Annotated in this window: 26 protein-coding genes; 4 read left to right on the top strand and 22 right to left on the bottom strand. The window is 58.1% G+C overall.

All coding sequences use genetic code 11. The features are described 5' to 3' along the window. Positions 1-275 precede the first annotated feature (275 nt). On the bottom strand, positions 276-620 hold the full coding sequence (locus tag ACLB1Z_RS07470) for a hypothetical protein (protein ID WP_409562739.1): 345 nt from the start codon (positions 618-620) through the stop codon (positions 276-278). Between the two features lie 553 nt (positions 621-1,173). On the opposite strand from ACLB1Z_RS07470, the gene ACLB1Z_RS07465 reads away from it, so the two are divergent. Beyond that, positions 1,174-2,487, top strand: a complete 1,314-nt coding sequence (locus tag ACLB1Z_RS07465) for an AAA family ATPase (protein WP_409562738.1) — start codon at positions 1,174-1,176, stop codon at positions 2,485-2,487. A 434-nt stretch (positions 2,488-2,921) separates the two neighbouring features. On the opposite strand, the gene ACLB1Z_RS07460 is transcribed toward ACLB1Z_RS07465, so the two are convergent. The 7 genes from ACLB1Z_RS07460 to ACLB1Z_RS07430 all read right to left on the bottom strand — a co-directional run bounded on the left by ACLB1Z_RS07460 (position 2,922) and on the right by ACLB1Z_RS07430 (position 8,622). Next, complete coding sequence (locus ACLB1Z_RS07460) at positions 2,922-3,287, bottom strand: hypothetical protein (RefSeq protein WP_409562737.1); 366 nt, start codon at positions 3,285-3,287, stop codon at positions 2,922-2,924. 595 nt (positions 3,288-3,882) lie between these two features. Then, positions 3,883-5,085, bottom strand: coding sequence for an HNH endonuclease (locus ACLB1Z_RS07455; RefSeq protein ID WP_409562736.1), 1,203 nt, complete (start codon positions 5,083-5,085; stop codon positions 3,883-3,885). A 50-nt stretch (positions 5,086-5,135) separates the two neighbouring features. Continuing rightward, the gene (locus ACLB1Z_RS07450) at positions 5,136-5,372 is read right to left on the bottom strand and encodes a hypothetical protein (protein ID WP_409562735.1); all 237 of its coding nucleotides are present in this window, start codon (positions 5,370-5,372) and stop codon (positions 5,136-5,138) included. Next, positions 5,369-6,028 carry an AAA family ATPase gene (locus tag ACLB1Z_RS07445; RefSeq protein ID WP_409562734.1) on the bottom strand — a complete coding sequence of 220 codons (660 nt, stop codon included), beginning with the start codon at positions 6,026-6,028 and terminating at the stop codon, positions 5,369-5,371. The genes ACLB1Z_RS07450 and ACLB1Z_RS07445 overlap by 4 nt, the downstream gene beginning before the upstream one ends. A gap of 614 nt (positions 6,029-6,642) precedes the next feature. After that, on the bottom strand, positions 6,643-7,209 hold the full coding sequence (locus ACLB1Z_RS07440; RefSeq protein ID WP_409562733.1) for a hypothetical protein: 567 nt from the start codon (positions 7,207-7,209) through the stop codon (positions 6,643-6,645). A gap of 4 nt (positions 7,210-7,213) precedes the next feature. Next, entirely contained in the window at positions 7,214-7,771 is a 558-nt protein-coding gene (locus ACLB1Z_RS07435; protein WP_409562732.1) for a hypothetical protein, read from the bottom strand. Then, positions 7,768-8,622 carry a hypothetical protein gene (locus ACLB1Z_RS07430; RefSeq protein WP_409562731.1) on the bottom strand — a complete coding sequence of 285 codons (855 nt, stop codon included), beginning with the start codon at positions 8,620-8,622 and terminating at the stop codon, positions 7,768-7,770. The genes ACLB1Z_RS07435 and ACLB1Z_RS07430 overlap by 4 nt, the downstream gene beginning before the upstream one ends. Before the next feature lie 289 nt (positions 8,623-8,911). Here ACLB1Z_RS07430 and ACLB1Z_RS07425 point away from each other — a divergent pair, with 289 nt between their 5' ends. Continuing rightward, a complete protein-coding gene (locus ACLB1Z_RS07425) occupies positions 8,912-9,280 on the top strand; it encodes a helix-turn-helix domain-containing protein (RefSeq protein ID WP_409562730.1) in 369 nt (122 codons plus the stop codon). 23 nt (positions 9,281-9,303) lie between these two features. Here the strand turns inward: ACLB1Z_RS07425 and yghU are convergent, their stop codons facing one another. The 9 genes from yghU to ACLB1Z_RS07380 all read right to left on the bottom strand — a co-directional run bounded on the left by yghU (position 9,304) and on the right by ACLB1Z_RS07380 (position 17,125). Beyond that, positions 9,304-10,173 carry a glutathione-dependent disulfide-bond oxidoreductase gene (yghU, locus tag ACLB1Z_RS07420; RefSeq protein ID WP_409562729.1) on the bottom strand — a complete coding sequence of 290 codons (870 nt, stop codon included), beginning with the start codon at positions 10,171-10,173 and terminating at the stop codon, positions 9,304-9,306. A 232-nt stretch (positions 10,174-10,405) separates the two neighbouring features. Then, positions 10,406-11,596, bottom strand: coding sequence for a saccharopine dehydrogenase family protein (locus ACLB1Z_RS07415; RefSeq protein WP_409562728.1), 1,191 nt, complete (start codon positions 11,594-11,596; stop codon positions 10,406-10,408). 50 nt (positions 11,597-11,646) lie between these two features. Beyond that, positions 11,647-13,158 carry an aldehyde dehydrogenase family protein gene (locus ACLB1Z_RS07410; protein ID WP_409562727.1) on the bottom strand — a complete coding sequence of 504 codons (1,512 nt, stop codon included), beginning with the start codon at positions 13,156-13,158 and terminating at the stop codon, positions 11,647-11,649. Continuing rightward, entirely contained in the window at positions 13,155-14,189 is a 1,035-nt protein-coding gene (locus tag ACLB1Z_RS07405) for an aminoglycoside phosphotransferase family protein (protein WP_409562726.1), read from the bottom strand. Before ACLB1Z_RS07405 ends, ACLB1Z_RS07410 begins: the two co-directional genes overlap by 4 nt. 20 nt (positions 14,190-14,209) lie before the next feature. Then, a complete protein-coding gene (locus tag ACLB1Z_RS07400) occupies positions 14,210-14,554 on the bottom strand; it encodes a cupin domain-containing protein (RefSeq protein WP_409562725.1) in 345 nt (114 codons plus the stop codon). A 53-nt stretch (positions 14,555-14,607) separates the two neighbouring features. Further along, on the bottom strand, positions 14,608-14,970 hold the full coding sequence (locus ACLB1Z_RS07395) for a cupin domain-containing protein (protein ID WP_409562724.1): 363 nt from the start codon (positions 14,968-14,970) through the stop codon (positions 14,608-14,610). Further along, the gene (locus ACLB1Z_RS07390; RefSeq protein WP_409562723.1) at positions 14,963-16,261 is read right to left on the bottom strand and encodes a glycosyltransferase; all 1,299 of its coding nucleotides are present in this window, start codon (positions 16,259-16,261) and stop codon (positions 14,963-14,965) included. Before ACLB1Z_RS07390 ends, ACLB1Z_RS07395 begins: the two co-directional genes overlap by 8 nt. 165 nt (positions 16,262-16,426) lie before the next feature. Continuing rightward, positions 16,427-16,768 carry a DMT family transporter gene (locus ACLB1Z_RS07385; RefSeq protein ID WP_409562722.1) on the bottom strand — a complete coding sequence of 114 codons (342 nt, stop codon included), beginning with the start codon at positions 16,766-16,768 and terminating at the stop codon, positions 16,427-16,429. Positions 16,769-16,846: 78 nt separating this feature from the next. Continuing rightward, a complete protein-coding gene (locus tag ACLB1Z_RS07380) occupies positions 16,847-17,125 on the bottom strand; it encodes a LuxR C-terminal-related transcriptional regulator (protein ID WP_409563239.1) in 279 nt (92 codons plus the stop codon). Between ACLB1Z_RS07380 and ACLB1Z_RS07375 the strand changes: the two genes are divergently transcribed. Continuing rightward, complete coding sequence (locus tag ACLB1Z_RS07375) at positions 17,057-17,560, top strand: hypothetical protein (protein ID WP_409563329.1); 504 nt, start codon at positions 17,057-17,059, stop codon at positions 17,558-17,560. The two genes, ACLB1Z_RS07380 and ACLB1Z_RS07375, sit on opposite strands and share 69 nt — an antisense overlap. Positions 17,561-18,012: 452 nt before the next feature. Here the strand turns inward: ACLB1Z_RS07375 and ACLB1Z_RS07370 are convergent, their stop codons facing one another. Genes ACLB1Z_RS07370 through ACLB1Z_RS07350 form a run of 5 tightly spaced genes read right to left on the bottom strand, consistent with a single transcriptional unit; the run spans position 18,013 to position 22,454 of the window. Then, positions 18,013-18,849: an ABC transporter permease gene (locus ACLB1Z_RS07370; RefSeq protein ID WP_409562721.1), complete on the bottom strand. Its 837-nt coding sequence runs from the start codon at positions 18,847-18,849 to the stop codon at positions 18,013-18,015. Beyond that, positions 18,842-19,753, bottom strand: a complete 912-nt coding sequence (locus tag ACLB1Z_RS07365; protein ID WP_409562720.1) for an ABC transporter permease — start codon at positions 19,751-19,753, stop codon at positions 18,842-18,844. The genes ACLB1Z_RS07370 and ACLB1Z_RS07365 overlap by 8 nt, the downstream gene beginning before the upstream one ends. Then, on the bottom strand, positions 19,737-20,795 hold the full coding sequence (locus ACLB1Z_RS07360; RefSeq protein ID WP_409562719.1) for an ABC transporter ATP-binding protein: 1,059 nt from the start codon (positions 20,793-20,795) through the stop codon (positions 19,737-19,739). Before ACLB1Z_RS07360 ends, ACLB1Z_RS07365 begins: the two co-directional genes overlap by 17 nt. Before the next feature lie 19 nt (positions 20,796-20,814). Next, positions 20,815-21,984 carry a PotD/PotF family extracellular solute-binding protein gene (locus ACLB1Z_RS07355; protein ID WP_409562718.1) on the bottom strand — a complete coding sequence of 390 codons (1,170 nt, stop codon included), beginning with the start codon at positions 21,982-21,984 and terminating at the stop codon, positions 20,815-20,817. Between the two features lie 5 nt (positions 21,985-21,989). Further along, the gene (locus tag ACLB1Z_RS07350) at positions 21,990-22,454 is read right to left on the bottom strand and encodes a GFA family protein (RefSeq protein ID WP_409562717.1); all 465 of its coding nucleotides are present in this window, start codon (positions 22,452-22,454) and stop codon (positions 21,990-21,992) included. A gap of 1,333 nt (positions 22,455-23,787) precedes the next feature. On the opposite strand from ACLB1Z_RS07350, the gene ACLB1Z_RS07345 reads away from it, so the two are divergent. Beyond that, positions 23,788-25,023, top strand: a complete 1,236-nt coding sequence (locus ACLB1Z_RS07345) for a nucleotidyltransferase (protein ID WP_409562716.1) — start codon at positions 23,788-23,790, stop codon at positions 25,021-25,023. Positions 25,024-25,100 lie beyond the last annotated feature (77 nt).

Genomic DNA, 25,100 nt, shown 5'->3' with positions numbered 1-25,100 from the left:
GACGGGAGTATTCGAAGGCCTTCGGGGACCAAGGGGGATTGGCTCCGCAGACGACTCGCCGCCCGCCCATAGTTCGTCTAGCCCAAGAAAACGCTTATCGAACCGCGAATTTAGAAGGTCTGCCAAGCATCCCGGACATCCCGCCGGCCATTGAAATTCTGCGCACCGTCACGCCATGCCAAATAGTATAAGAGCATCCCGAAGCGATCGATGCTCGGCCCCTTGGAGCTCATGCTTTGCGCATTCGAACGCGCGGAAACGAAACGGCTACACTATCAGCATTTGATATGAAGCTGATAGGTGCGCTCGGCACTCCCAAACAGATCCGATCCGGAATGGACGACGAACTCTTTGACGATCTGCGGCGCCTCGCATTGATTTTTCAGCGCCAGCAGCGCCATACGATCACGGGCCAACTGATTATCGGCGTTGATGCCTAAATCCTTCCCGTTCTTGATCGTGACGAGATAGTCGTATTCAGGCGATGGCGATCGCTCGACGCGGAAATTTTCCGACATCGGAAGTCCCGTCTTCACGACGCCGTTGTTGGATGTGCCCGTGCTGGCGCAAGCGGATAGCCCGGCGGAAACAACGAGTGAGCTTAGCTTGATCCAGTCCATAATACGCCCACGCAGGCTCGACGCGTCTCGCCTGATCTGACAAATCCATTCTTGTGGCAGCCCCGACCCAAGGCGCCGGAGCGACGCTCCGGCCTGTCCCGAAGCTAGCCCCCTGAGCTTCACGATCTGGAACGCCATTGTGAACAAAAAACGGAAACGCCGTCGTCCATCCACGATGGCATCAAGTTCCGGTGCCTGTGCACTGTCTGTTATCTCGGGGTGGGGTGAAGCAAGGGTACTGGCGGAGACGGAGTAAAAATTAGGTACATCCGTTAGCATCCGTTGATGTACGATTTAGCTCGACCCATCAACGGCTTAGTCTCCGGTTTTGTCCGTTACCGTCCACATGCAACCATCCGAATGACAGGCCGAAATTAGGCCGAGAATTATGCCAGCTTTCCGGTTTGGACGCGTGCGGATGCGGGTTGGAATCTTGCCCCTCTCCCCAAAGTTTTCGGTTATACGCAACCCATATGCGCCTACCCAATAGCGACCAGCATGAGGCGCATGCTAGACGTTGAGACCGTCCGCAAACATCAAACAGACGCCACTCATGCATTTCCGGGTCAAGATTAAAGGCTTCCGAGCTTTCCGTGAGACCGGCTGGGTACGCGTGCGCCCAATCACCCTTCTGATTGGTGAAAATAGCACAGGGAAAACATCCTTTCTAGCAGCCCTCCGCTATATGCTGAAGGCGCTAGGCTCAACCCAATCCTCTTCATTCAACCAGGAGCCATTTTATCTGGGCGCTTACGATCAAATCGCCCACTATCGAAAAGGCGCGGCGGGGCGGGCGAGATGCTTTCAATTTGGCATTGAATTCGAAAACCAAAATTTTCTGCATCGTAAGGAACCGTTAGAGAAACCTGTTTCGCTTGTGATGGAGTTTAAATCGAAATCGGGTCAACCGGTAAATACGCAGATCGAAGCCAGATGGAATCACGCATCCGTACACGCCGAGCTCGGCGACGTGGGCACCGTCGAGATAAACGATGATGGTCGGGCCTATAAGCTATCAAACACTAATGACGCGATTGCTCCCGGCGTCTTCCGAAATCTCTCACTCGATACTCTCAGATTTGTTTTGACGATGGCTCCCTATTTTGATGCCAAAGAGGGCCGCCATGCACCATTTGTTCGCAAAGCTGAGCAATTGGGCCGCCTGCTCACCGACCTCGGTCATGCCTTAGATGGTCGAGTAAAAACGAGTTCTCCAGTTCGGACACGACCAGAAAGGACGTACCAACCAATTGAAGTTTTAGAGAGCGCCGAAGGAAGCGACACGCCATTGCTCCTGGCGCGGATGAACGCGACAGACAAGGCTGGCTGGGCGAGAATCGAAGAAGGCATATCTACATACGGCAAGGCATCGGGACTATTTGAAAACATCTCAATTAAGAGGCTTGGGCGCTCAGCCAGCGACCCGTTTCAAATTATAGTCAAAGGGCTAGGGGCTCCGGCGAATCTCATCGATGTGGGGTATGGCGTAAGCCAAATTCTTCCTCTTCTCACAGATCTTTTAGCGAGCACCGGCCCCACAGTTTTTCTTCACCAGCAACCTGAGATTCACTTACATCCCACGGCGCAAGCAGCGCTAGGTAGTTTGTTTGGAGCAGTGGTGAAAGAACGTCATCATACAATCGTTGCCGAAACACATAGTGATTACATTCTCGATCGACTCCGAATGGATATACGGGATAAAAAAACCATCGCGCCGGGGGATATGATGATCCTTTATTTTAGCCGAAACAATTCCGAGACGGAAATACATGAAATAGAGATTGATGAAAATGGAATGCTAATTGGTACCCCGCCGGGATACCGAGAATTTTTTATCCGAGAACAGATGCGCTCACTTTGGGAATAGCGCATGTGCATAATAATAGATGCAAACACATCGCCCCATTTTAAAGGTAAAACTCCCGAAGCCCAATTCGTTGTGAATTGGATAATCGATGGCAAGGGGACCTTAGAGACCGGCGGCCGTAACCTTGATGAGATTAGGGCGTGCCCCCTCAGAAACTTACTCCAGCAGTTTCTGCTTGCTGGACGCGTCAGATTATACCGACATCAAGATGTCATCCAATATCAACGGGGCTTAGATCAAACCAAAATGGAATCAGATGATCCGCATATTCTAGCCCTGGCTCTGGTGTCTGGCTGCCGGTTGTTATTCTCTCATGACAAGAATTTGCATAAAGACTTCACCGGGAAACATTTCCTCTCGCCTCGCGGAAAGGTATTTCAAGATTTGGACAAGCATAAAAAACTCTTGAAAGGCGCCAAAAAGGTCAGAGCGAATTAGACATGATCACGTTCCAAAAAACTTTGGCCGAAATCTACTTGTTGACCCGGAAAGGGCGCGGCCGGGGGCATGTCTTCCGGCAGCAATTGAAGGACGATGAGCCCGTTGACCTTGGTTCGTCCCACCTCGCGAAAGCCCGCGCGGCGATAGCACTCGCCTGGCGCACTCCGCTTCGAGCGGCGTGATGCCGTCTTCGCCTCATTGATGAAAGTCACCATGCCAAGCACAGGCGGATCGCCGTAGTGGGCTCGAGTCGCTGCAACCGCCTGGCGGATCAAATCACTCGACAGGCCAGCACCCTCATTACGGAAAAGCGAATTGATCCATGCCCCGGCCCATGCGTGTCGCGTCCATTCCGCCAATGGCCAGCTTGTGACCCACAAAGCGCGGCCACAGGCGGAATGCAGCACAAGGCATGATCCGGTCGGCACGAATTGCGGCGAACCGACTTTTTGCCGGTTGTAGTGCCGATCTGCGATCTCGCGGCTATCGCTGCGGGCGCGAGTGGAAAGTTCCCAAATCACGTACACTCTAAAGCACGGCGTCGTCCCCGCCGCGTGGCGAATCCGGTGGCCTAACGGACACCTCCGTTGCGCCCTATCGACATCCGTTAGTCAGTACAAGGATTAATTCGAGTTGGCATAATTTCGGCGCGGAAAATCAGCGCGATTCAAGCGAATTTGGCGATTGGATTTTCTGTAGCCAGCAAGTGGATGATAGCCGTCAATCCACAAGTTTTGAACGCAAGCGTCCGCCCCTAATTAGGCCGGCGCAAAATAAAATCGTTTTATTTCAATGACTTAGAAGACTTCTGGCGGAGACGGAGGGATTCGAACCCGGCAATGGCGACCCCGCAGTGCGTTGTTTTAAATGCGTTTTTCGGGATGGCGTTTTTAATATGTCAGACAAAATGACCTGCAATTTGTCAGACCAACTGAACAGTGCAAAACCAGCGTACTACCACGCCGCCTTAACCCGCATACCGCCGCGCCCGTGATCAATGGCCACGCGCAACACAAAATCACGTGTCATCCCCGCAGGCAGCGGTCCGAGATCACCTTCATAACCCAGATATCCATAGAACCTTAACCGAAACCGCAGCCGTCCATTATGCGCGTCCAGCATCATTCTGTGCTCGCCCTCGTCGCGCGACGGCGGGAAATCGTCCGGCCACAGCCATGTCGTCCACCGCGACCTCAGCCCCAGAAACCCGCACCTGTGCATGACCTCCGCGTCGGCGCCGACATCCAGGATCTCGCCCCGCAATTCATCGAAGGCCTTATCACGCGCCGTTTCGGCCCCGCAGCTGTACGCCACCAGATTAAGCCCTGTTTTCAGCACGCAGCGGTAAACAAGCGGCAGCCGAATTTGCACCGGCACGTGAACCGCCTGCTCGTCGGCGCTGTACCGCCGTTGTGGCAGCAATTGAGGCGCCACACTCAAACGGTCAAAGAAGTTTGCCGCGTCTTCCGCATCGGCCGCCCTGAGATAAAGACGCCCGCGATCGTCCAGCGCCAATCTTCGCGTGATCGCCCGCACTGTGCCGTCCCGGTCGTTAAATGTAGCGCCACGCGCAAGCGCCCGCAGCCATATGCCTTCCGGCGCACTCGCCTCAACGCTTGATTCAACAACATGCTTGCGCGTCGCCGCGTCAAGCACGATCGTCGTTGTTTTGTACCAGCCCAGTCCGCTCCCCGTCGGCTCCGTCAGCACAAACCGCCCCGAACCGACCGACTCCGTCACCGCTTTCTCCAGCGCCGCGCCCTCTTCAGCGTTCGCCGCCACCATCACGACGCCTGTACCGCTCTCGACGATTTGCGGCCGGAAATAGAAATCCCCCGGAAACGCAAAACCCGCCTCATACACCAGCGGATCATCGCCCTGCACCAGGTAGAGCTCATCGACCTCCATCGCCTGTGCGCGCGCATCACCTCCGGACGAACGCCCGCGCGGCCCGCTGAAATTCCGCATCATCGCCTCGACCGCGCTGCCCGCCCAGTGCGATTCAAACTTTGACAGGATGCCGTTGCAAACCCCGCATACCGTCTGCAAGAGCGTCCAGTTTTCGCCGCGGCCGCAAAAAGCGCGCGTCAGCACGTGCTCCTTGGAAAATTCCCCGGGCGCCTTCTCCTTCAAACAATAGATACAGACTGGCATCATCCCTCATGTCCGCATGATCCCATGTTGCCATGGGATCATGCCTGTTCCCGCTACGTCACGCCCATGTAGCGCTTCCACATCGTCAGAAAGAGCTCACTCTTCGCGCCCTTGCCGCTGCCCGAGCGCACCGCCTCGATGCTAAAGCCCTCCCACACCGACTCCGGAACCCAAACCTGCAACGGCTTGAGCAGCTCCGTCTTCTCGCGCGGCGGCTTCTCGATATTCCGCGGCGCTTCCTCAATCGGCGGCGGCGCGCCCTTGCCTCTCAGTTTGCCCACGTCCGTCATGCCACCGCCCTCTCCTTCTCGCGGGCCGCCGCAGCCGCATCGACGATGCTCTGCGCCAGTTCTTCCGCCCGCCGGTTCAGCGTCCTGAAATTCGTCTCGCTCAGCGCCCTGCCTTCGTCCGACGCCTTCCCGTAAGCCGTGCGGAACGGCACGTCGCCCTTGAGCACATTGTAGCCTGAGCGCTCCAGATAGACGCGCGCCGCGCGCTGCTCCGGTCCGCTATCTGAAATCTTCCAGAGCGCGATCGCGACCTTGCTCATCGGAATCCCTTCCTTGCGAAGGTCGTGCGCCAACAGCACCGTCGGATAAAGATCGTCAACCGCCTGCCCCGTCGGGATCACGATCAGGTCCGCCGCCTTGGCGATCTCCCGCGTCTCGCGCGAGGCATGCGGCGCGCCGTCGATGATGAAGACATCGAACTGCCCCGCTTCCGCGAGCGCCGTCTTGACGCTCTGGAACGTCTCGATCCGCACCTCCGGCTCGAGCTTTGCTTCCGCCCGCCGCTTCGCCCAGTGGTAGCTCGTCGCCTGCTGGATATCGAGATCCGCGATCTTGACCCGCAGACCTCCCGCCGCCATTTCCCGCCCCAGCAGACGCGCGATCGTCGACTTGCCGACGCCGCCCTTCTGCGAGACCACGCCAATCACAAATGTCATTGCTTTCTCCGCTGTTGATGGTTCCGTCCAGAATAGGACGTGTACGGATAATCTACCATGCGCGCATGCCGCCCTCAAGCCATGCGTCCATGCTGTCCCCATCCCATGACGCCATGCCGCCCTCACGCCATGGCGTCATGACCGCATGCGCCTGCCGGCCCGCATTACGCGCCGCACGCAGCGGGTGCCTTGCCCATGCTCCCATGCAAAAATGCCGCCATGGAACCATGACGGCGTATCCTTCAGCGCCATGGCGTCATGACCCCATGCGATCATGCGACCATGGCCGCGCGCGCGTTCTTTCGTCCCATAGTTGCACGTGAAACATAGCATTCCATAAGGCACGCCGGAGCTGATCTTTGCGCCGTCATCCGCGCTGAAAGGAATTCCCGTTCCTTCGTCCTTGCTCCGGCGCTCACCAAAAGCAGGCGCGCCTGCTTCACAGCCGCCCTCCAAGGCGCGCGAAGGTGCGGCAGCACCGCCCGGCTATGCGTCAACCCCCGGCTAAAGCCTCTCCCCGAAGGCGGGGAGGGGTTTGACGCGCCGGGACGGGCCGCCGCCCATCCCTTCGCCGCGACGGGCGGCTCCGAAAGCAGGCGAAAAAACCGGGCTCTTCAAACACGATCGGAAGGCCGCGCCGCCACCGGTCGCCGGATACCGCCGTCGCTTCCCGCCGGCCTCCTTTGTTCCATCGCTTCCTGAAGCCGGGCCACCAGCGCCGCCGCCTGGTCCGAGGCTGCAAGCGGCATTTCCGCGACAACGACGCGGCGCTCGCCATACTGCATCACCACCGCCACGACAGGGCGGGAAGAAACCGCGCCCTCAAGCCGGAACGCCATCGGCACGCGCCGGTCATAGCTTTTGCGGAAGAGGCCGCGCCGGATCTCGACGCGCTCCGGCCATACCCTGATATCGACCAGCTTTCCGAGGACGTTCGTAATCGAGCCTTTCCACAGCACGCCGTAAAGAAGCGTCATCGCCACGCCCCAGACGAGGGCGGCAACCAGGTTCCCGGTTCCCGCGAGCACCATGAAGCTGAACGCCAGCACCAGCGCCCCGTACAGCAGCGGGGACAATGCCGCGAGCCACGGCTGGACGTAGCTGCCGCTGATCCGCGTCCCGCCGCCCGCGATGGTGCGGGTGCGCGGCCAGCTCGCTTTCGCGTTTTCATAATGCGTCATCGCATCATCTCCTTTGGCCGGGTTTGGGAAGGGCAGGGCCCGCAGGCGGGGCTTTAAGCGCCTTCACCCCGCGCCCCGGCGCCTCCGCCCAGACCTGTTTCGCGTCGACGAGGTACGCCGCCTCGCCGCAGCAATCGTGGCAGCGGAAATACTCCGCCCCGCCCGCAAGCTTGATCGTCCGGCCCGTGCAGATGTTATCGCCGCACCGGCATTTGACGACCCACGAGTCGACGCTGCAATAAGGGCAGCGCCAGCCGCTGTGATCGAAATCGCCCGACTGATAAGCCTGCTGCGCACAGGCGCCTTGCGATCCCGCATCCTGGCCTCGCGCCGCGTCGGTTTCGACGGCCGCGATACGGAACCGCTCCTCCGCCGCGCCGCGCTTGTACACGACCGCGAATTTTCGCCCCGTGACGGCGCAGGCAAAGCGCATCACGCGCCGCTCTTCCTTCGCAGCCGCCAGCTCCTTCCGCATGCCGTCGAGCTGCTTTGCCACCTCGCTCTTGCGCGAAACGGCGAGCGCGCGCTGCACGGCGTCCTGCAATTGCCTGTTCTCGCTCATGACCAACCCTTTCGTTTCCTGATCAGCATGCTTGCCGCATTCACCTCCGCCGCACGGTCGTTCGGACCCGCGACGTCCGGATGCAAATCCTTCATTAGCGCGCGATAGCGCGCCTTGAAGACCGCCTCGCTGAACGCACCGTCCGCCGGCAGGCCCATCGCTTCGCAGGCCGCCGCGAACGCCTCGCGCGGCGCAGGCGCGCTCTCCTGCGACCCCTGGTCGCCAGCGTACATCCGTGCCGCCAGCGCCGCCTTGAACTCACGGTAGCTCGCGAAAGCCTCGCGGAACTCAGCGCGGTAAACCCGCCAGAGAGTCCAGTCTTCGCGCCAGGCCCGCCACAGCGCCACCGCATACCGGGCCGCACCGGCCACCCGCCGCCACGCCCCGGCCACCGGCGAAAAATCAAGTTCCCGCGCCCATGCGATCGCCGCACGAACACCGCGCGTTATCCGCGACACCGGCGCCGCCAGCGGCAGCAGGGCCAGTCGCAATCCCATCCAATAAGGGGCCGCGATCCGCCCGATCACCGCCATCACCGGCATCATCATCGCCGCGATCGCGCGCCACGCGATCCCGGCGGCCGCCAGCGCGAAAGCCGCCAACCTCTTGCCCAGCCACGGAACCACAGCGCGAAGCAGGCGCGGCAGGCGCAGGCAAACCAGCAGCGCCGCGCCCCACAGCAAGGCGCTCACCGCAAGCCGTTGCCAGAACGGCAACCCCGCGATGAAATCCCGCACCACGCCGAGACCGGCCAGCTCCAGCGCCATCGCGATGGCCGCGATGGCGGCCAGCAGCCCGGCGGGCGGGGCGAGCCCAAGAACCGACTTCCCGATGGCGCTGATCTTGCTCATGGCCCGGACTATGAGGACGATCCGCCCCGATGTCTTGGCCACAAGCTGGCCACACGGGCGAAGAGGGGGCCGCCGCGTCCCACGCCATCATCCGCCTCAGCCCGCCCCGGCGCGCTGACGAGCTGGGGGGGGTTCGGCCTGTATCTCATCACATGGTTCGATCTCGGTGCGCGCTGGCTTGGCTCGGCCGGCGAAATATTCGGTGAGATCGCAGCGATCGACAGCGCGCCGCCCAAGCATCTAAGCGCGCGCGCACTGTTGCGTAACTTCGATGCCCGGGGCGACTTTTTTGCAGACGCTCGAATCAGAACCTCTCGTGGCGCTGCATGTCCTGAAACATTTGGCCGTCAAGATCCGGGAGCTGACGCAGCGCGCCTACGAATTCAGCAGTCTCGACGTCGCTAGCAGGACGCGTGCCGAGCTACTGCGGTTGGCACGGTTCTCACCGCGCCTCGGAAAGAGGGTCAGCATTGCACCTGTTCCGACCCATGCGGAAATCGCGAGCCGTATCAGTACACACCGCGAAGCGGTAACGCGCGAGATAAGCCGGCTTTCGAAGCTCGGCATAGTACAGTGCGAAGGCAGCGCGCTTGTTGGCAATCGCTTCGATTACGTCGCTGGTCATCTCCTCCCGGGTTGCGTGTGGCATCATCGCTAAACCGATGCGCTTACCATAGATCTTCATGCACGTTCCCCAGTGATTTGACGTTGTGTTTTAAAGTGGAAGTCACTGGCGTCGTGACGTTCGCGGAGCTGCTCGGAAGGGTCTCCGCTCGTGCGATTGACCATGCACCCCCGCTCAACGGCGGGGCGCGCGAGTATGGCGTCGGCCCAGCGTTGGACGTTCTTATAATCCTGCACGGACAGAAATTCGGCGGCGCCATAGTGCGCACCCTTGGCAAGGCTGCCGTACCAAGGAAAGATCGCAATATCGGCGATCGTGTAGTTGCCCCCGGCAATGTATTCGCGCTCGGCTAGGCAACGATCCAAAACGTCTAGCTGACGCTTCATCTCCATCGCGAAGCGGTTTATCGCGTATTCGATTTTGATTGGAGCATAGGCATAAAAATGGCCGAAGCCGCCGCCGAGATAAGGAGCGCTTCCCACCTGCCAGAAGAGCCAATTCAGTGTTTCCGTCCGACCCACGGCATCATTGGAAAGAAAGGCACCAAACTTCTCCGCTAGATACAGCAAGATCGAGCCGGATTCGAATATGCGAATCGCCTTCTGTTCGCTGCGATCCAACAAGGCTGGGATCTTCGAGTTCGGGTTCACCCCAACGAAGCCACTGCCGAATTGATCGCCGGCGCCGATGTCGATTAGCCATGCATCATACTCGGCTCCCCCATGGCCGAGCGCCAACAACTCCTCTAGCATGATGGTAATCTTCTGGCCGTTCGGGGTGCCCTGCGAGTAGAGCTGCAGTGGATGACGGCCGAACGGTAGTTCCTTCTCATGCGTCGGGCCAGCGATCGGCCGGTTGAGGCTGCCAGACGCGCCACTCGGCTTGGTCCATATTTTCGGGGGTATGTATGCAAGGGAACCCGTCATTTTCGTCTCCACAGCTGTTTGCGACCCGATTGCGCCACTTGAAAAAGACTGAACGTGGACAACGCGCCTTCGGTCTCTTCGTCGTTGGACTGTTTGAATGGATGGTCCTGCCGACGTCACGTGCGCCAATATTCGGTCGCGCATTGACTGTCTTGCAAAGTCCTTATTTTATTGCAGGGCGCCGATTACGATGACTTGGCCAAACCTCTCGGCGCAGGCTCCGAAACATCCCTCAACAACAAGCGGTTTTTGATACCAGGAACTCTCGCTTCTGGAGTTCGTTGAAGTATTTCGGAACATCGAAGTATTCCTCGGGCGCCCACACGCCGGGCTTCATGGGAGCCGAAAGAATGAGCTGGGCAGCGATGGATGCGTTCATCGATGTGCAGGCGTCAACGTAGGGAGCGTACATGGCGTTCGGCTTGACGACCACTTCCGCTTTCAGTGCTTTCTCAACGCCGTCCTTGCGCCCGGTGCCGATTGCAAAGTGGACGTCATAGCTGTTCCGCACTGGAATCCGATTGGCGTTTTTCTTGATGTTGCGATCGATGACCTTGTTCAAAACATCGAGGGGCCTAACTATCGCACCGTTGATCTCTACCGTGTCGTTGAAATCACCGAAGCCCGCCTTTACCAGGCCAACCCAAATCTCATGTTCCCGATGAGGCAAGTGCAGTTTCCACGAAAATTCCTTGATACCCTTCTCCTTAAAACCGTCCGCGAGCGGCACAGTGAGCTGTTCCGAGTGAGACGAGTGCATGAACTCGCATCGACCCCACGGTTCAGGCAGTTCAAGGATCTCGCGGCCGCTCATCGGTGCGCAGGTTACGTGCTGGCCATTGTAGAATTGCGTGCTCTCGTGTGCGTATTCAGCCAACACGGTCGATACACTATAGGGCGGTATTAGAACCGGAGATTCCTCGCCGAGAAATTCCGCGGCCCAATAGAGTTTGATCGAGTCGATTTCATCGAATTCGTCGGCCACGGCGCGGCAAAGGACATTCGACATCCCTGGATCAGCACCGACGCCGATGACCGCAGTGACGCCCGCAGCCTTAAAGCGCTCATGCTCTGCTAACTGCTTGACCGTGTAGGTTCCAAGGCCGCCGAGATCTATGTAAGGAACTTTAGCAGCAAGTGCAGCCTCGAATATGGTCATCTGAAAGCCGAGCAGCGTCGGCACACAATTTATGCACATGTCCGAACCCGAAATCGCCGCCTTTAGCCCTTCAGCATCGGCTGCATCGAGATCGACCAACGAAATGCGCACATCTTTGAGGTCGTCTGACAGTTGCTCCATTCGCTCACGCGCGGAATCGCAAATCCTAATAGCCGCGATATCTATGATCGCGCGATCCGAGAGCAAGTCGCGTACGATGCCGGCGCCCATCAATCCAGCGCCACCCAAAAGCGTGATAATCATTCGGACTGTCCTGTTTTGCTGCCTAACGGTCTGAGGCGCCTTGAATGCGCTCAAGCATGCTTTCGTCCGCCGGCGTCGTAGAACCAATCGTCGGGGTAGGGATACCACCAATCCTGGCGTACCGGCTCGTGATCGATAATCACCATTTTGGATCGACGGAATGCGTCGAGACCGAAGCGCGAGAGCTCACGGCCGATGCCGGATCTTTTCCAGCCGCCGAAAGGGAGCGCGTCATTGTCGATCAGAGGATTGTTGATCCAAACCATGCCCGCCTCAAGCATTTCAGCAGCTCGCATGGCTTCGTCCAGGGAAGTGGTGAAAACCGAAGCGCCAAGGCCGAACTCGCTATCGTTCGCCATGGTGATTGCCTCGTCGAAGTCCTTCACGCGGCGAACGGCGGCAACCGGACCAAAACATTCCTCCTGCATGACAGCCATTTCAAGCGTGCAGCGCGTAAGAATGGTTGGCTCATAGAACCAACCGACCGGCGTGCTATCGGGGATTTTGCCGCCTAGCACCGCGACCGCGCCTTTGGCTTTGGCATCCTCGACCAGGCGGATGACTTTGTCGCGCGCTGATTTTGAGACAAGCGGCCCGATCTCCGCCTTCGAGAGACCGGTTCCGATTCTGAGCTTTCTCGTCTCTGAGACGAACTGCTCGATGAAGCGATCATGGACGGAATCGACGACGAATATGCGCTCCGCCGAGGTGCAGACCTGTCCCGACATGTGAAAGGCCGCAGTTGCGGCGCCTGCGGCTGCCACCGAAATCGGAGCATGTTCCGAAATAATCATGGGATCGGAACCGCCAGCCTCGATGACCGCAGGCTTCATCTGGGCGGCCGCGGCGACGGCGACGGCTTTCCCGGCCTCAACGGATCCTGTGAAAGCCACCGCATGGGTTTTCGGCGACTGAATGAGCTCTCGCGCTGTAGCCGCTCCGCCCGGCAGACACGCGATCAATCCGTCAGGCAGGTCCGCAAAGACCTCCATGAAAATGAGCGTTGAAAGCGTCGTCTCGAGCGCTGGCTTGATGATGCAGCCGTTGCCGCTCGCGAGTGATGCCGCCACCGTCCAGCACATCAGAAGGATCGGAAAATTGAACGGCATGATATGGACGGAAACTCCAAGCGGCTCGTAGCGGACATACTGGAAGGAGCCGCGCTGCGTCGTCCCAGCCACCTTTCCTGCTTCATCCCGCGCCATTTCGGCAAAGTAGCGAAACGCCCCCGCGCAGTTGGCCAATTCGCCGATTGCTTCAGGATATGGTTTTCCCATCTCTCGCGACATGGTTTCGGCGCATCGGCGCATATCGGTCGTTTCGATGCGGCCTGCGATGCGATGAAGAATTTTCGATCGCGACTTTGCGTCGAGTTTCGCCCAGACTTTCTGCGCACTGATCGCCATGTCCAGCACGCTCTCTCGTTCCTGTGCCGTCGTCTCAGCAGCCGCGCCGACGTCTTGCAATGTGGCGGGATCAATGATTTTGCGGACTGCGCCGGCAGCGTCACGGTAGGCGCCGCCGGCGAAATACACCGGATGGTACATATCGAACTGTTTCATCTCGTGGCTTCTTTCCGAACATTCGCACTGCCCCCAAGCGGGCGCGGACGGTGCGTCGACCAACCAGGAAGATATTTGTCCATGAGGCTGCGGATTTCGCGAAGCTCTGCCTGATCGAGCGCATCGACGAGTTGGTGTTGAACTCGAGGGATATACGCGAGATATCCGTGCTTTCCGTCGCGCTTCGATAAACGTTCGAAGTTTCCGAGTATTTTCGTATGACGATGAGCGGCAAGCAGCCGGTAATCGGCCAGCCAATTTGCTCGATCGTGATTCGGCCGTTTGCTGAGGTAGCGATCGATCAAAGCGTCTTCGAGACCCGGTGCTAAGTCTCTTCGCGCGTCTTGCGTCAGCGACACGAGATCGTAGGCTGTAGAGCCGATGAGAGCGTCTTGGAAATCGAGTAGGCCGCACGCGGCAACGCCCGATCTGCCGTTTATCACCATCAGATTATCGACGTGAAAATCACGCAATACGAGCGTGTCGCGCCGGGCCGAGACCTGTTGCAATACCCGCCGCCATTCCGAGAGAAAAGCACACTCAAAGTCTTCGTTGTTGTCGATGTTTGTGTGACATTGCGGCGCATACCAGCGAGTGAACATCTGCAATTCTTCAGAAAGCGGCCCCCAATCGTAAGAGGGCAAATCCGGGCAGCGGGGATCTACACTTTCGTGCAAGTGCGCAAGGGCATCGACCGCAAGTGCGTAGAGCCGATCTTCGGCATGCCCTTCGGCAATAAGCCGCGTGAAAGTCTGAACGCCAAAATCCTCAACGAGCGCCAAACCATCGTCGAAGCTGCTTACCCGAACGTGCGGTGCCGAAAGACCGATTGCTCTCAGATAACAGCTAATTTCGGTGAACCGCTGGAGGTTGGGACTGCCTGGAACCTCTTCCATCAGCAGGAGCCCATGATCCGCCAGGCGCCAATAGCGTCGGCTCGAAGCGTCGCCGGCCAGAGGTCGCGCGACATCCGGGTTATAACTGTGCCTCAACAGAAAAGAGGTGCGCCGGTGAACCGTCGTGTCGGTCATGGAAGGATCGAACGACGCCATCAGCGGATCATGTAGACCTTGCGTACCGCCTCGTGGACGGTGCAGACGCCCTTCCAGTCCTGCGGGAAGAAAGCGGCCGTGTCCGGCTCGATCTCAATCACCTCGCCGGTCTCGTGCACGTAGGTGCAGCGCCCGGCCAGGAAGTGACAGAACTCGTCGCGGGTGACGTGGCACTCCCACATCCCCGGCGTGCAGGTCCAGATGCCGCATTCCGAGCGGCCTTCCGGGCCCTTGTGCAGCAGCTTGCCGGCTGTCCGCGACTCTCCCTCGATCATGGTCGGGATGACGCCCCAGTCGACGAGGCCGGTCACGTCGAGGGATTTGCGGATAACTGGAGTGGTCATTGCGTGTTGTCCTTTTTGTCTTCTTTGTCTTCTTTGTCTTCTTCGCTCTCCGGTCAGGAGAGCATGTAGACGTTGCGCATGGTTTCGAGGACAGTGCATTCGCCGGTCCATCCGGCCGGGAACAGCACCACGGTGCCGGGCTCGATCTGGATCGTCTCGCCGGCCTCGCTGAGGTAGGTCGCGCGACCGGCGACGAAGTGGCAAAGCTCGTCACGCGGGATCGAGAGCCGCCAGCGTCCCGGCGTGCACACCCAGATGCCGCATTCGGGCCGATTGTCCGGCCCCTTGTGAAAGAGCCGTCCGCTCGAACGCGATGTGCCTTCGAGCGCGTCCGGCTGGACACCCCAGTCGACGAGATCGGTGCGCGTCGACGCCTGGTAGAGGCGCGGCGCCGACTGCGAATTCGCCTCAGGCATCGTAACGGCCCTTCTCCAGTAAGGTGTTGAGGATGCCGGCGGCCTTCTCAGGCCCGTTGCGCGCCTGCATGTGCGCGCTGGTCGCCACGAGCTTCGCCTTGATCGCCGGATCGTTGATGCAGGCATCGAGCTTCGCCGCGAGATCGGAATCCGACCAGTCGTAGCGTGGCATCTTGAAGCCGTGCCCCGTCTCCTCGATGCGCGTCGCGTTGTCGTGCCCGTCCCACACGTAGGGCATGATGATCGCCGGCTTGCCGAAATAGAGGCACTCCGTGAACGAGTTATTGCCCCCGTGATGGATGACGGCATCGACCTGCGGAATGACCGAGGGTTGTGGGAACCACGGCTCGATGATGACGTTCGGCGGGGCGTCCGAATACTGCTCCTTGTAGCCGCCGACGTTGACGAGCGCCTTATAGGGCAGCTTCGCCACCGTCGCGATGATGCGCTTCAGGAGATCGGTGTCGCCGGCGCCAAGGCTGCCGAATGAGACGTAAAGCAGCGGCTTGTCGTTGTTGGCGGCGAACGTCGGCACCTCGTACGGTTTCTCTTTGCGCACGCACCCTTCGAGATACTGGAACAGGCTCGGTGAGAGCGGGTGGGCACGGTTGAACTTCGCCGGCTCTGGATAGAGCAGGAGGTTCATATAGGGCGAGGCCTCGAAGAACTGGCCGATCGGATAAGGCGCCTCGCCGGCTGTGGCGAGGAACGCATTGAAGTCGTCGTGAATCGGCTTGATCACTTCGTTGAAGCGGTCGCGGAAACGCGCATGACAGGCGGTGTCAATCTCCCCGCAGCCGGAGAGATGCGGCGGAATGGCCGAATCCTCGATCTCGTTCTCCGAGCACGAGATGATGCGTACCCAGGGCTTGCCGAGCTGCTTGATGGCCGGAAAGAGAATGACGTTATCGACGCAGATGAGATCGGGCTGAATCTTGCCAAGAACTACGGGCAGATCCTGTTGCGCCCACTTGGCGCTGTCCACGATCGCCGTCCAGCAATCTTTCACGTAGTTGTCGATCTGATCGTAGGGCGACTTCCTGAAGTTCGGGATGTGCCCGTTGATGAAGTCCTCCCAGAACTTAGCCATCTGCTCGGGCGGCATAGGCTGGGAAAGGTTCACCGGATGCGCCTCGAAGCCATACTCCTGGTAGACCTCGACGAAGCCGGGATCGGACAGAAACACGGCCTTGTGCCCGAGCGCCTCGACGGCCTGTGCGATGCCGACCGAGTTCAACGCGGGGCCGTAGGCCGCTTCAGGAAAGAAGGCTATCGTCTTCGACATTTCCATTCCCTCGTATCTTCGACCGCGCGTTGCTCTCAACGGTAGCGGTCATGCGCATGGAGCCGATGAGCGCCGCGAACGAGGCCTCCCAACAGCAGGGCGACCTCAGTTCCGCGCCACACTCCGGTTTGATCGCCTTTTTTGCGCGGCGCCTTGCGCGAATTCGGACATTCACTGCCCCGTGGAATTGGAAAAGACGTTCACCGTTATGACACCAGCTGCGATGAGAGCGATCCCGATCATCGCCGGAAAATCCAGGCGTTGACCAAACCAAAGCCAACCTATCGCGGATATCAAAACGACACCGATGCCGGCCCACAGTGCATATGCGATGCCGACCGGCACCGTACGCATCGTTACCGAGAGAAGATAGAATGCGATTGCGTAGCCAAAGAGCGAAATGACGCTTGGCAGCAACCGTGTCATCGAATTCGAAGCCTTCAACGCGGACGTTGCTACGACCTCGATTGCCACCGCAAGCAACAGCACAGCGTAAGTCTGCAAGGTAGACATGTTCATGCACTCTCACGACTGCCACGGCTGTCCCCCGCGGTGTCTCGCAAAAGGGGGACTGAGTTAGGCATCGCATCGTCACCGATCTTTTGAAGATCCTTGAGCGCCATCGGCGCTCCGCCTCCGGGCAACCCTCGGAGGGTACGGGACGACGTTTGACAAAGCACTTTCGGCTGTCTCACTCTGCCGAATGGCAATGTGGTCGGTGCTTTCAAGAAGCGATTCTAGAAACATCGTAAAAAGCTCGCGTTCGGTCGTAATGTCGAGCTTGAAGTAAAGCCTTTTTCGATGGTTTTTTACGGTCCCCGTACCGATGCCAAGCCGCTTTGCCACCGCCTCGTTGGTAAATCCAGCCATAATCAATTTGAAGATCTGCGACTCCCGTTTCGTCAGCCGACCCGCGCAGAATTTATCCACCGCGACATCGAACCTCTGGCGGACCGGATCGAGGCCTCCTTGCTCAATGGTAAAGAGCGTGCCTGCCGGCGCGAGCGGAAAGTCGACCGGAAGTATGTCCGCCTGAAGAATTGTCCCGGCGCCGAGCGAGACTTGCTGCCGTCGACCGCTCTCAATTTCGGCAAACGCATTCTTCAATTCGTGATGGCTCGTTTCGAACCGCTTCCAGGCTTCCGTTTCGTATACGCGCCGGCCGGAGCGATCGACCAACAGCAGACAGGGCGCGAGCTTAACGCGGTCGAGACCTCCGTCTTGCATCCCAAGCGAAGCAAACACCTGTGCGACGTGAGCTCGATGAAGGCCGGCCAACACGGGGTAGACCGATTGAATCACTGAGAGTTCCTTCTCGGTGAAGCGACCGCGCGCTCGTTCCACGAACAGAGCTATGGAAGAGCGGCCAACGGCGGGCAGAAAAACGGCGATTTCGTCTGCGATTCGCGCTTGCCGGAGGAAGAATTGCCAAAATGCACCGCTGCGTCGCGCGAAGGGATTGCAAGCTTCCAGAGTGCAGACGCCAACCTGTTCGCGCTCCCGCCAATAACCATAGAACGGGTCGAACCGGTAGTAACCGGAAAGCCAAAGTTCTATAACGGCGTCCGAGTAGTTGCGGTAGGTTAGGCACTGTGGGGCTGAGTAGCGCGAATACCGCACCACCATGCACTTGTCGTTAGAGACGACACCGGCGACGACGTCTAGCAGCCGCTCGTAAAACTGATCCGTGCCGACCGCCGAGGTCGCGCTACCGATATCATTGATCCATTGCGGATTCCCAAATCGATTTATTGCGCTCACGACGCCTGTCTCCTTTTAAGAACTTGACACAGCAACAGCACGAGAAGAGAAGCGATAACGCACGAGACCAGAACAATCGCAGCTACTGCGATGAGCGGCGTGCCCGCCGATCGAAGCGACAACCACATGAGCACCGGCAGAGTTTGTGTGTCACGCGTCGTCAGAAATAACGCCATGACGAATTCGTTGAGAGAAATCACGAATGCGAACACCGTGCTCGACGCGAGGCCGGTCGCTACCAATGGGAGAGTCATTTCGAAGAACGTTCTTATCGGCGAAGCGCCAAGATCGGCAGAAGCTTCTAAGATGCGCCGGTCCAACATCTGGAACACTGACTCCATAACCAAGAACACCAGTGGTGTGCCCCACAACGAGTGGGCCAGAATCAGCAAGAGCCGTGACCCGTGCAATCTGAACCCCAGAAGTTCAACCTGCCCGACACTGATGGCAATCCCCAGAGCTAGCACTACACCCGGCATGAACAGCGGCAGCAACAACAGCATGTACCAAATTCGCGCCGGCCTTATCAGCACGAAGGCATAGGCCACCAAGGTCCCTGAGATCGTCGATACGATCGCAGCCCCGCACGCAATCAGCAGGCTGTTGACGAGTGCCTGCGTCCAGGCCGGACTATCCAAGAATTCAGCAAACCACCGAACCGAAAACGCTTCGATCGGAAAGCTCAAAAAGTCTCCGTCGTTGAACCCCATGATGACGGTCAGAACGACTGGGATCGCAATGAAGATAACGACCGTCGCCACGACGGCAGCGTTCAGGCTGCCGAGCGGTTCAGCCTGCCATCTAGCGAAAGCCGTCCATTGAGTGTTACGCATGGTATTTTCCCTGCCGCGGGCCGGCCACGCGAAGCAGCAGCATGATTGCAGTAATCGAAGACGCCAGCAGGAATGTCAGGGCGGAAGCGAAAGGCCAGTTTTGCCATGAGTTCATCTGACGATATGTTTCGAGGCCGATAGTCCACAACCAATCCGGGCCAAGCGCGCTCGGCGTCGCGTAAGTCCCCATCGCCCAAATGAAGGCTTGCGCGAAGGCAACGAGGATGCCTCCCTTGGTAAGAGGCAACAATACTTCGCGAAATGTCATTGCAGGCGGGGCGCCGAGATCTGCACTGGCTTCGATGAGCCGCCGATCGAGACGGTCGAGCGTACTGACCAGGATCCAGATGGCAAATGGAAGAGTGATGTAGGTCACTCCGAGTACGGCGGCCGTGAAAGTGAACATCAAGCTGAATCGGCCTTGCGCGATGCCGAGGCCGCTCAAGAGGGCCGACAGAAAGCCGCTTCGGGGAAAGAATAGCTGCCAGCCGACAATTGTCGAGACTTCGGATATCAGTAGCGGCAGAAGCGCCAGGCCCATCAGCAATACGCGCCGCGTCGAGCCACTACGCCAAATACAAAGGCTGTATGGATAGGCCAGGACAACCGTAACGACTGCGACCGTGGCCGCAAGAACGCTCGTGTAAGCGATCGACGAGACGTAGAAGGGATCGGAGATCAGCCGGACGTAATTTGCAAGTGTCCAATCCGGAATATAGATCCGTCCGTCGGCGTGGCGATTGAAGCTCATACGCAGCATGACGAGCGCTGGCATAGCAAAGAATACACCTATGATGGACGCCGCCGGTGCCGCGAGCATGAGGGGCCCAATGTTTGGGGATTGGATCTTCAGCCGCGTGCGAACTTCGTCGGCACTTGAAGGTGAGCTAGTAGATTCGAGCATCTTCGCACCTCCAGCCGATAGTGACTTCGGCGCCGATGGGGTAATCGAAGTCGTCATGGACGTCTGCGAACAAGCGCTGTCCGGCGACATCGAGGTGCGCCCTGCGGTGCTCCCCTAAGAACTCGACCTCCGCCAGACGCCCTGCAATGCGGTTGCTACAGCACTGCCCATCCTCGCCGACGCGAAGCTTGCTGGGACGAAGGTAGATGCAGAAGGATTGCTTTCCTGGAGGCCTGGAAAGCTCGACCGCAACGGCCTGACCCTCGGGCCCGACGTAGCCGCCAGAATGCCCGTTCAGAGTCAAACAGCATGCTTCGCCCAGAGACCTGAAGACGAACGCGCTGGCGGGCGATCGAAATAGCGATTCGGGTGTATCGATCTGCTCGACAGCTCCTTTATTCAGAACCGCGATGCGATCCGACAAGGCCATCGCCTCGCTTTGATCGTGAGTGACAAAGACCGCTGTAAATCCGAGTTCTTTGTGCAGTCTCTTGATCTCGGTACGCAACTGCAGCCTGAGACTCAGATCCAGAGCGCTTAATGGTTCGTCGAACAGCAGCACCGCTGGTTCGATCACAAGCGCGCGGGCCAGCGCTATCCGCTGCTTTTGACCGCCTGAAAGTTCATGCGGATAGCGGTTTTGAAGGTTATCCAGGCTGACGAGCGAAAGAGCTTTAGCGATACGAGCTTCTATCTCGGACTTGGCAACACCTCGGACACGCATGCCATAGGCAAGATTTCCGGCTACGGTCTTGTGCGGAAATAATGCGCCGGTCTGAAAGACCGTAGCCGTATCGCGCATGTAAGCCGGTACAAGATTGACGACATGGCCATCGATCTTGATCAGGCCTCTCTCCGGTACTTCAAACCCTCCGATCAAGCGCTGGAGCGTGGTCTTACCCGAACCGCTTGGCCCGAGAAGCGTGAGGAACTCTCCCTTTTTTACGTCCAGCGTGACATTATCGACGGCGGTGAAACTCCCAAACCGCTTGGTCACATTGAGAAGTGAAAGGCAGGGAGGAGTATCTACGACCATTGCCATTGCCAGCACGCGTTTGGAATTACCGACTTTGGGATGTTCTAATCACCGTTTCCTTGAAACGCCGATCAAGGGCTTCCCAATTCGCCAAAAGCTTGTCCCATCCACCGATGGTCAGCAACTTGATCTTACGATTGAAATCGTCGGACGTGTGCGGATAGTCGTTCCAGTGCTGTGGAACAGTGACGTCTGGACGTGAGACAAACTGAAGGGATCCCTGAAGGAACCGGTTTTGCACTTCAACCGAGAGAATATAGTTCAAGAAGAGATCGGCGAGATCTGCGTGGTGCGTACCTCTGACCTTGAAGAACCAGTCAGTCCAGCCCGGAGCCCCCTCTTTCGCGGCCGTCAGCGAAAAGCGGTTTCCGGCTTTATTGACTAAAGCCAACGCATCCGTCGTGTAGACCATCGCCATGAGCGCCTCTTCCTCAAGCATGAGGTAGGTCTGCTCGGCGCCGTCTTTATACCACTTTGCCACTTTCAGGTGATCGAGGTCCTCAAACAGCGCTTCGGATTGCGTCGGATCGTACAATTCCTGCACGTCCGCGCGCTTGTCCGACACCATTGCAGCAATCGCCAGCGTGAACCACCAACCGGCCGAATCGAGGGTAATTTTCCGCTGCACCTCTGGCCGCCAGAAATCGCGCCAGCTCGCGGGCTCTAATCCAAGCGACTTATTCGTCAGAATGGCAAGGTTGCCCCCACCGAAGGGCACCCCAAACGGCTTCGCATGCGGAGTGCGCTGTTCGTAAAACCAGGGATGGACGCGTTCGAGATTGGGCAATTTCTCGTGGTGGGCTTCAAGGTAGATCTTCTCGGCTAACCCCTGTGCGGACAGCGCTTCCTCGGCGATGACGACGTCGAACGGAGGATTATCGGCTGGCGCCGCAACGATTTGCGAAACCGATTGATCCCAAATCCCCACCGTATCTAGCTTTGTCCCGTATTGCGCGTTGAAGGGTTTGATGATCGCTTCACGGAACAAGCGGTCGTAGTTGCCTGACCAGGTCGCCACGATCATGGATTCCCCGGTAAAGCTGGTTTGAGCCGTCGCTGGAGATGCAGCACCCATGATGCGAGGCATGACCGCTAAGGCCGCACCCCCGATGACGGCCTTTCCGGCGCCTTGCAGCACGCGGCGACGGTCTTGATTAGGACAAGCCTCCGATTTGTCGGCCTTCTTGCTGGTCATGAGGTTCATCCTTTCGCGCGTGAGGGCGGTTGATCAGCGAGCACCTGCGAGGCACAAACCTGCGGATCGGAAAATCGAAACCAAGACACGCGCGATTCGAGGAAGACGTGCCGTTCGACGCTTTCTGAATGACCTGGATGTCCCCCGTCCAATGTACCCACCGAGTACCAAGTAAACTGAGGGGTACGATCATCTTCAATCAGCAAGTGACTGCCGCAAGTACGGCAGAAGTAGCGGCGCACATCCCGCGAACTCGCAAATTCCGTCAGAAACTCGCGTCCGGCCGTTATGTCGACAGCATCCCGTGGCACAGATGCGAAGGACGCGAACACCGCGCCGTGGATGCGGCGGCAGATGGTGCAATGACAATGCAGGATTTCACGCGCCGGCATCGCAATGGAGTAGCGGATGCTGCCACAAGCGCAGCGTCCGTTGAGAGTGCAATCCATGAGATGAGAAGTAATCGTCATTCATAGAATGAAATCACGAGGCGCAGGTCTCGACAATGGTCCCTAAAGAGACCATTGCTCAGTCAGCAGATGTGCAGCTTTTTGTGGTCGGCCTTAGTGCACAAATCCGAGGTGCGCACGCTGAGCCAGGTGTCCGCCGTCAGGGTATGTGGGACAGTTGAGGGTTTAATCCAAGAGAGTTTTCGGCTCATCAGGTTGAAGGTTATGCTGCTGCGTTGAAGTGCTGTCGGCGTCTCTGTTTGATGGTGCGCCGCTTGATGTCGTCACGTCGTTTGAGGATGCGAGGTCCTCGTCCGAAGTAGACGTCAGTCGGGGTCAGATTGTCCGGTCGCGGATGTGCGTGTGGTTGCGGTGAGCGCGGGAAGAATTATTTTAGAAGGCGCACCCGCCCCGCGTTTCTACAATCCCTTGGGAACCATCCATGGGTGTGGCTCGCAGCGCTCCTCGACACCACAACGGCTTACGCCGTCCAGGCTCGTTGATGACGCATTTGGCACGTAGTCAACGTTGCCACGGAGGCGGGTTCGTCCCATTAGCTGCCGTATGGTTCTGATCGGGCGACACGTTGAGCGCCGCCGCCCACGTCCGATATCGGTGGTAGAGCGTCAGTCGCTCAGATATCGATCTTCTCAGCGATTTCGATCGCGTCGTCGGCCCGAGATACCTGACCGTGCTTTCAATCTTGGAATGCCCAAGCGGGAGTTGGACCGCACGGAGATTTCCTGTTCGCCGGTAGTTGAGCACGCCTTCGTTCGCCGCAGCGAATGCGGGCAAAATTTTGCCAGATCGAGACCAATGCTCGCGACCCCCTTCAGTACCAGCCGCGCGTACTGTCGCGTTGTCAGCCCGCCTCTGTCGCCACGCCCGGCGAAGAGGAACTCGCCCGGCTTGCCCTCCGTCAGACGCATATACTCGATAGTCTGTCGAGTCTGATCGGTCAGCTCGAAGCGAACTGGCCGCTCTGTCTTCCTCTGGCGGATGGTTGCTCGATCCATCGAGTAGGGAATAGGACCGCTTTTGGAGCATGCCGTCGATGATGGTGGTGATCTGAATACGCTCAACGGAATCCAGGCTTTATCAAGATTGAGATCTCGGCCGCTAAGGGGACGGCAAAAAGCTCAGATGTGCTCGTCCCTTGGAGGGACGACTCCTGCGGTAGTGAGGTCTCGCGGATCGATCATGCAAAAGAATATCGGGACCGCATGCGAATCTAACAAACGCGCGAATCAGATATTCTCCCTCGTCGCGATCACCACAAAAGTTATTCAAAAATTCAAAAAAACAATTTTTGCGTGCCACAACATTGTCTTGTGGACGCCAAAGGATGCTTGCAATGAATGCTCCTTTCACCGAGGAAATATCAAGATACAGCCCGCTCGATGTTCTACTGACGGACATTGCAGTTCGCGTGCAGCTGAGCCCAACAGAATATCTGACAGCCGTCGAGCATTACCGGGTCATGAGCGAGTGGATTGATCGGGTCGACAGTCCGTTGCACGGATATGTAGATGAGTTCTACCCGCAGGGCGGATTTTCAACCGGCTCGACTGTCGCAGGTCATTCTGGAAAGTCAGACTTCGATCTTGATGCAATGGCTTGTATCCGCTGGCCGCGATCCATAGATCCTGAAACAGCCCTTGCGACGTTACATAGGGCGATCGCGGGAGAGGACGGAAGCCGTTATCACGACAAATCCGAGCGCATGACCCGTTGTACTCAAATCACTTACGATGGCATGCACCTCGATGTGACGCCTTCCATCCGTCTCGCCGAATTCGGCCCCAAAACGAGTCTCATCTTCCATTCGAAGCCGAGCGATCCCTCGGTCGCGAAGAGAAGCCTGCTGGCCAATCCTCACGGTTTGGCGACGTGGTTCAATGGACGCGTCCAGTCCGACGATGCTTTCGGCCAGTTCTTCGAAAAGCGTTCGCTTGATTACGATAGAGGTCTGCCCCGTTTGAAAGCGGACTCGGCTCCGGTCCCTGAGCAGCTCCCGATATACCGAAAGTCAAGGCAGGTAATTTGCCTCCAACTCATCAAACGTTGGCGCAATGTTGCCTACGACAGACGACATAAGTCGTTACGTTTGCCGCCGTCGGTCTTGATGACTTTTTTTATTGGGCTTCACACAGGCCACCGCCGCAGCCTGACTGACGAACTCATTTATCAGATTGACGCCATTGTTTCGCGACTTGAAAATGTCGCCGCTGCGAAACAACTCATTCACGAAGTAAATCCAACGTGCGAGAACGACATTCTAACAGACCGATGGCCCGGCAATCTCGGAAATCAGCAAGTTTTCATTTACGAATTGCGGGAATTTGCTCGCGAACTCTCTCAGCTTAAATCTGGACTGCCATTGGCAGAAATGCGCGGTGTACTAGAGAAGCTGTTCGGCGAGAAACCAGCCAGTGACGCGATAACGGCATATGTGGACCGTTTCCGCCAGGACGGTCTCGAGAATAAGGCGTCTTACCTCCCCGGCACAGGCACAGTCCCAGCATTGGGCACTTTGGCGACACCGGCCATCGCACGAGCGATTCCCAAGAGCACGCCCTATGGGGACTGACCGTGGCCTATTTGAGCGTTAGGGACCAAGACGAGCGCATGAAGCTCGTCTTCCCTGCCTTTAGATTGATATTTGAT

The sequence above is a fragment of the Hyphomicrobium sp. MC8b genome (genome assembly GCF_905067615.1).
Classification (GTDB): domain Bacteria; phylum Pseudomonadota; class Alphaproteobacteria; order Rhizobiales; family Hyphomicrobiaceae; genus Hyphomicrobium_B.
This window is presented reverse-complemented; position numbering and strand designations above follow the sequence as displayed.

Excerpts from the sequence above, each read along its gene's own strand:
- ACLB1Z_RS07385 (WP_409562722.1), bottom strand. The coding sequence starts at position 16,768 with ATGTCTACCTTGCAGACTTACGCTGTGCTGTTGCTTGCGGTGGCAATC.
- ACLB1Z_RS07455 (WP_409562736.1), bottom strand. The coding sequence starts at position 5,085 with ATGATGCCAGTCTGTATCTATTGTTTGAAGGAGAAGGCGCCCGGGGAA.
- ACLB1Z_RS07350 (WP_409562717.1), bottom strand. The coding sequence starts at position 22,454 with ATGACGATTACTTCTCATCTCATGGATTGCACTCTCAACGGACGCTGC.
- ACLB1Z_RS07380 (WP_409563239.1), bottom strand. The coding sequence starts at position 17,125 with ATGGCTGGATTTACCAACGAGGCGGTGGCAAAGCGGCTTGGCATCGGT.
- ACLB1Z_RS07400 (WP_409562725.1), bottom strand. The coding sequence starts at position 14,554 with ATGACCACTCCAGTTATCCGCAAATCCCTCGACGTGACCGGCCTCGTC.
- ACLB1Z_RS07390 (WP_409562723.1), bottom strand. The coding sequence starts at position 16,261 with ATGGAAATGTCGAAGACGATAGCCTTCTTTCCTGAAGCGGCCTACGGC.
- ACLB1Z_RS07440 (WP_409562733.1), bottom strand. The coding sequence starts at position 7,209 with ATGACGCATTATGAAAACGCGAAAGCGAGCTGGCCGCGCACCCGCACC.
- ACLB1Z_RS07430 (WP_409562731.1), bottom strand. The coding sequence starts at position 8,622 with ATGAGCAAGATCAGCGCCATCGGGAAGTCGGTTCTTGGGCTCGCCCCG.
- ACLB1Z_RS07345 (WP_409562716.1), top strand. The coding sequence starts at position 23,788 with ATGAATGCTCCTTTCACCGAGGAAATATCAAGATACAGCCCGCTCGAT.
- ACLB1Z_RS07470 (WP_409562739.1), bottom strand. The coding sequence starts at position 620 with ATGGACTGGATCAAGCTAAGCTCACTCGTTGTTTCCGCCGGGCTATCC.
- ACLB1Z_RS07465 (WP_409562738.1), top strand. The coding sequence starts at position 1,174 with ATGCATTTCCGGGTCAAGATTAAAGGCTTCCGAGCTTTCCGTGAGACC.
- ACLB1Z_RS07360 (WP_409562719.1), bottom strand. The coding sequence starts at position 20,795 with ATGGCAATGGTCGTAGATACTCCTCCCTGCCTTTCACTTCTCAATGTG.
- yghU (WP_409562729.1), bottom strand. The coding sequence starts at position 10,173 with ATGACGGGTTCCCTTGCATACATACCCCCGAAAATATGGACCAAGCCG.
- ACLB1Z_RS07410 (WP_409562727.1), bottom strand. The coding sequence starts at position 13,158 with ATGAAACAGTTCGATATGTACCATCCGGTGTATTTCGCCGGCGGCGCC.
- ACLB1Z_RS07450 (WP_409562735.1), bottom strand. The coding sequence starts at position 5,372 with ATGACGGACGTGGGCAAACTGAGAGGCAAGGGCGCGCCGCCGCCGATT.
- ACLB1Z_RS07405 (WP_409562726.1), bottom strand. The coding sequence starts at position 14,189 with ATGACCGACACGACGGTTCACCGGCGCACCTCTTTTCTGTTGAGGCAC.
- ACLB1Z_RS07375 (WP_409563329.1), top strand. The coding sequence starts at position 17,057 with ATGGTTTTTTACGGTCCCCGTACCGATGCCAAGCCGCTTTGCCACCGC.
- ACLB1Z_RS07415 (WP_409562728.1), bottom strand. The coding sequence starts at position 11,596 with ATGATTATCACGCTTTTGGGTGGCGCTGGATTGATGGGCGCCGGCATC.
- ACLB1Z_RS07365 (WP_409562720.1), bottom strand. The coding sequence starts at position 19,753 with ATGCTCGAATCTACTAGCTCACCTTCAAGTGCCGACGAAGTTCGCACG.
- ACLB1Z_RS07435 (WP_409562732.1), bottom strand. The coding sequence starts at position 7,771 with ATGAGCGAGAACAGGCAATTGCAGGACGCCGTGCAGCGCGCGCTCGCC.
- ACLB1Z_RS07370 (WP_409562721.1), bottom strand. The coding sequence starts at position 18,849 with ATGCGTAACACTCAATGGACGGCTTTCGCTAGATGGCAGGCTGAACCG.
- ACLB1Z_RS07395 (WP_409562724.1), bottom strand. The coding sequence starts at position 14,970 with ATGCCTGAGGCGAATTCGCAGTCGGCGCCGCGCCTCTACCAGGCGTCG.
- ACLB1Z_RS07355 (WP_409562718.1), bottom strand. The coding sequence starts at position 21,984 with ATGACCAGCAAGAAGGCCGACAAATCGGAGGCTTGTCCTAATCAAGAC.
- ACLB1Z_RS07445 (WP_409562734.1), bottom strand. The coding sequence starts at position 6,028 with ATGACATTTGTGATTGGCGTGGTCTCGCAGAAGGGCGGCGTCGGCAAG.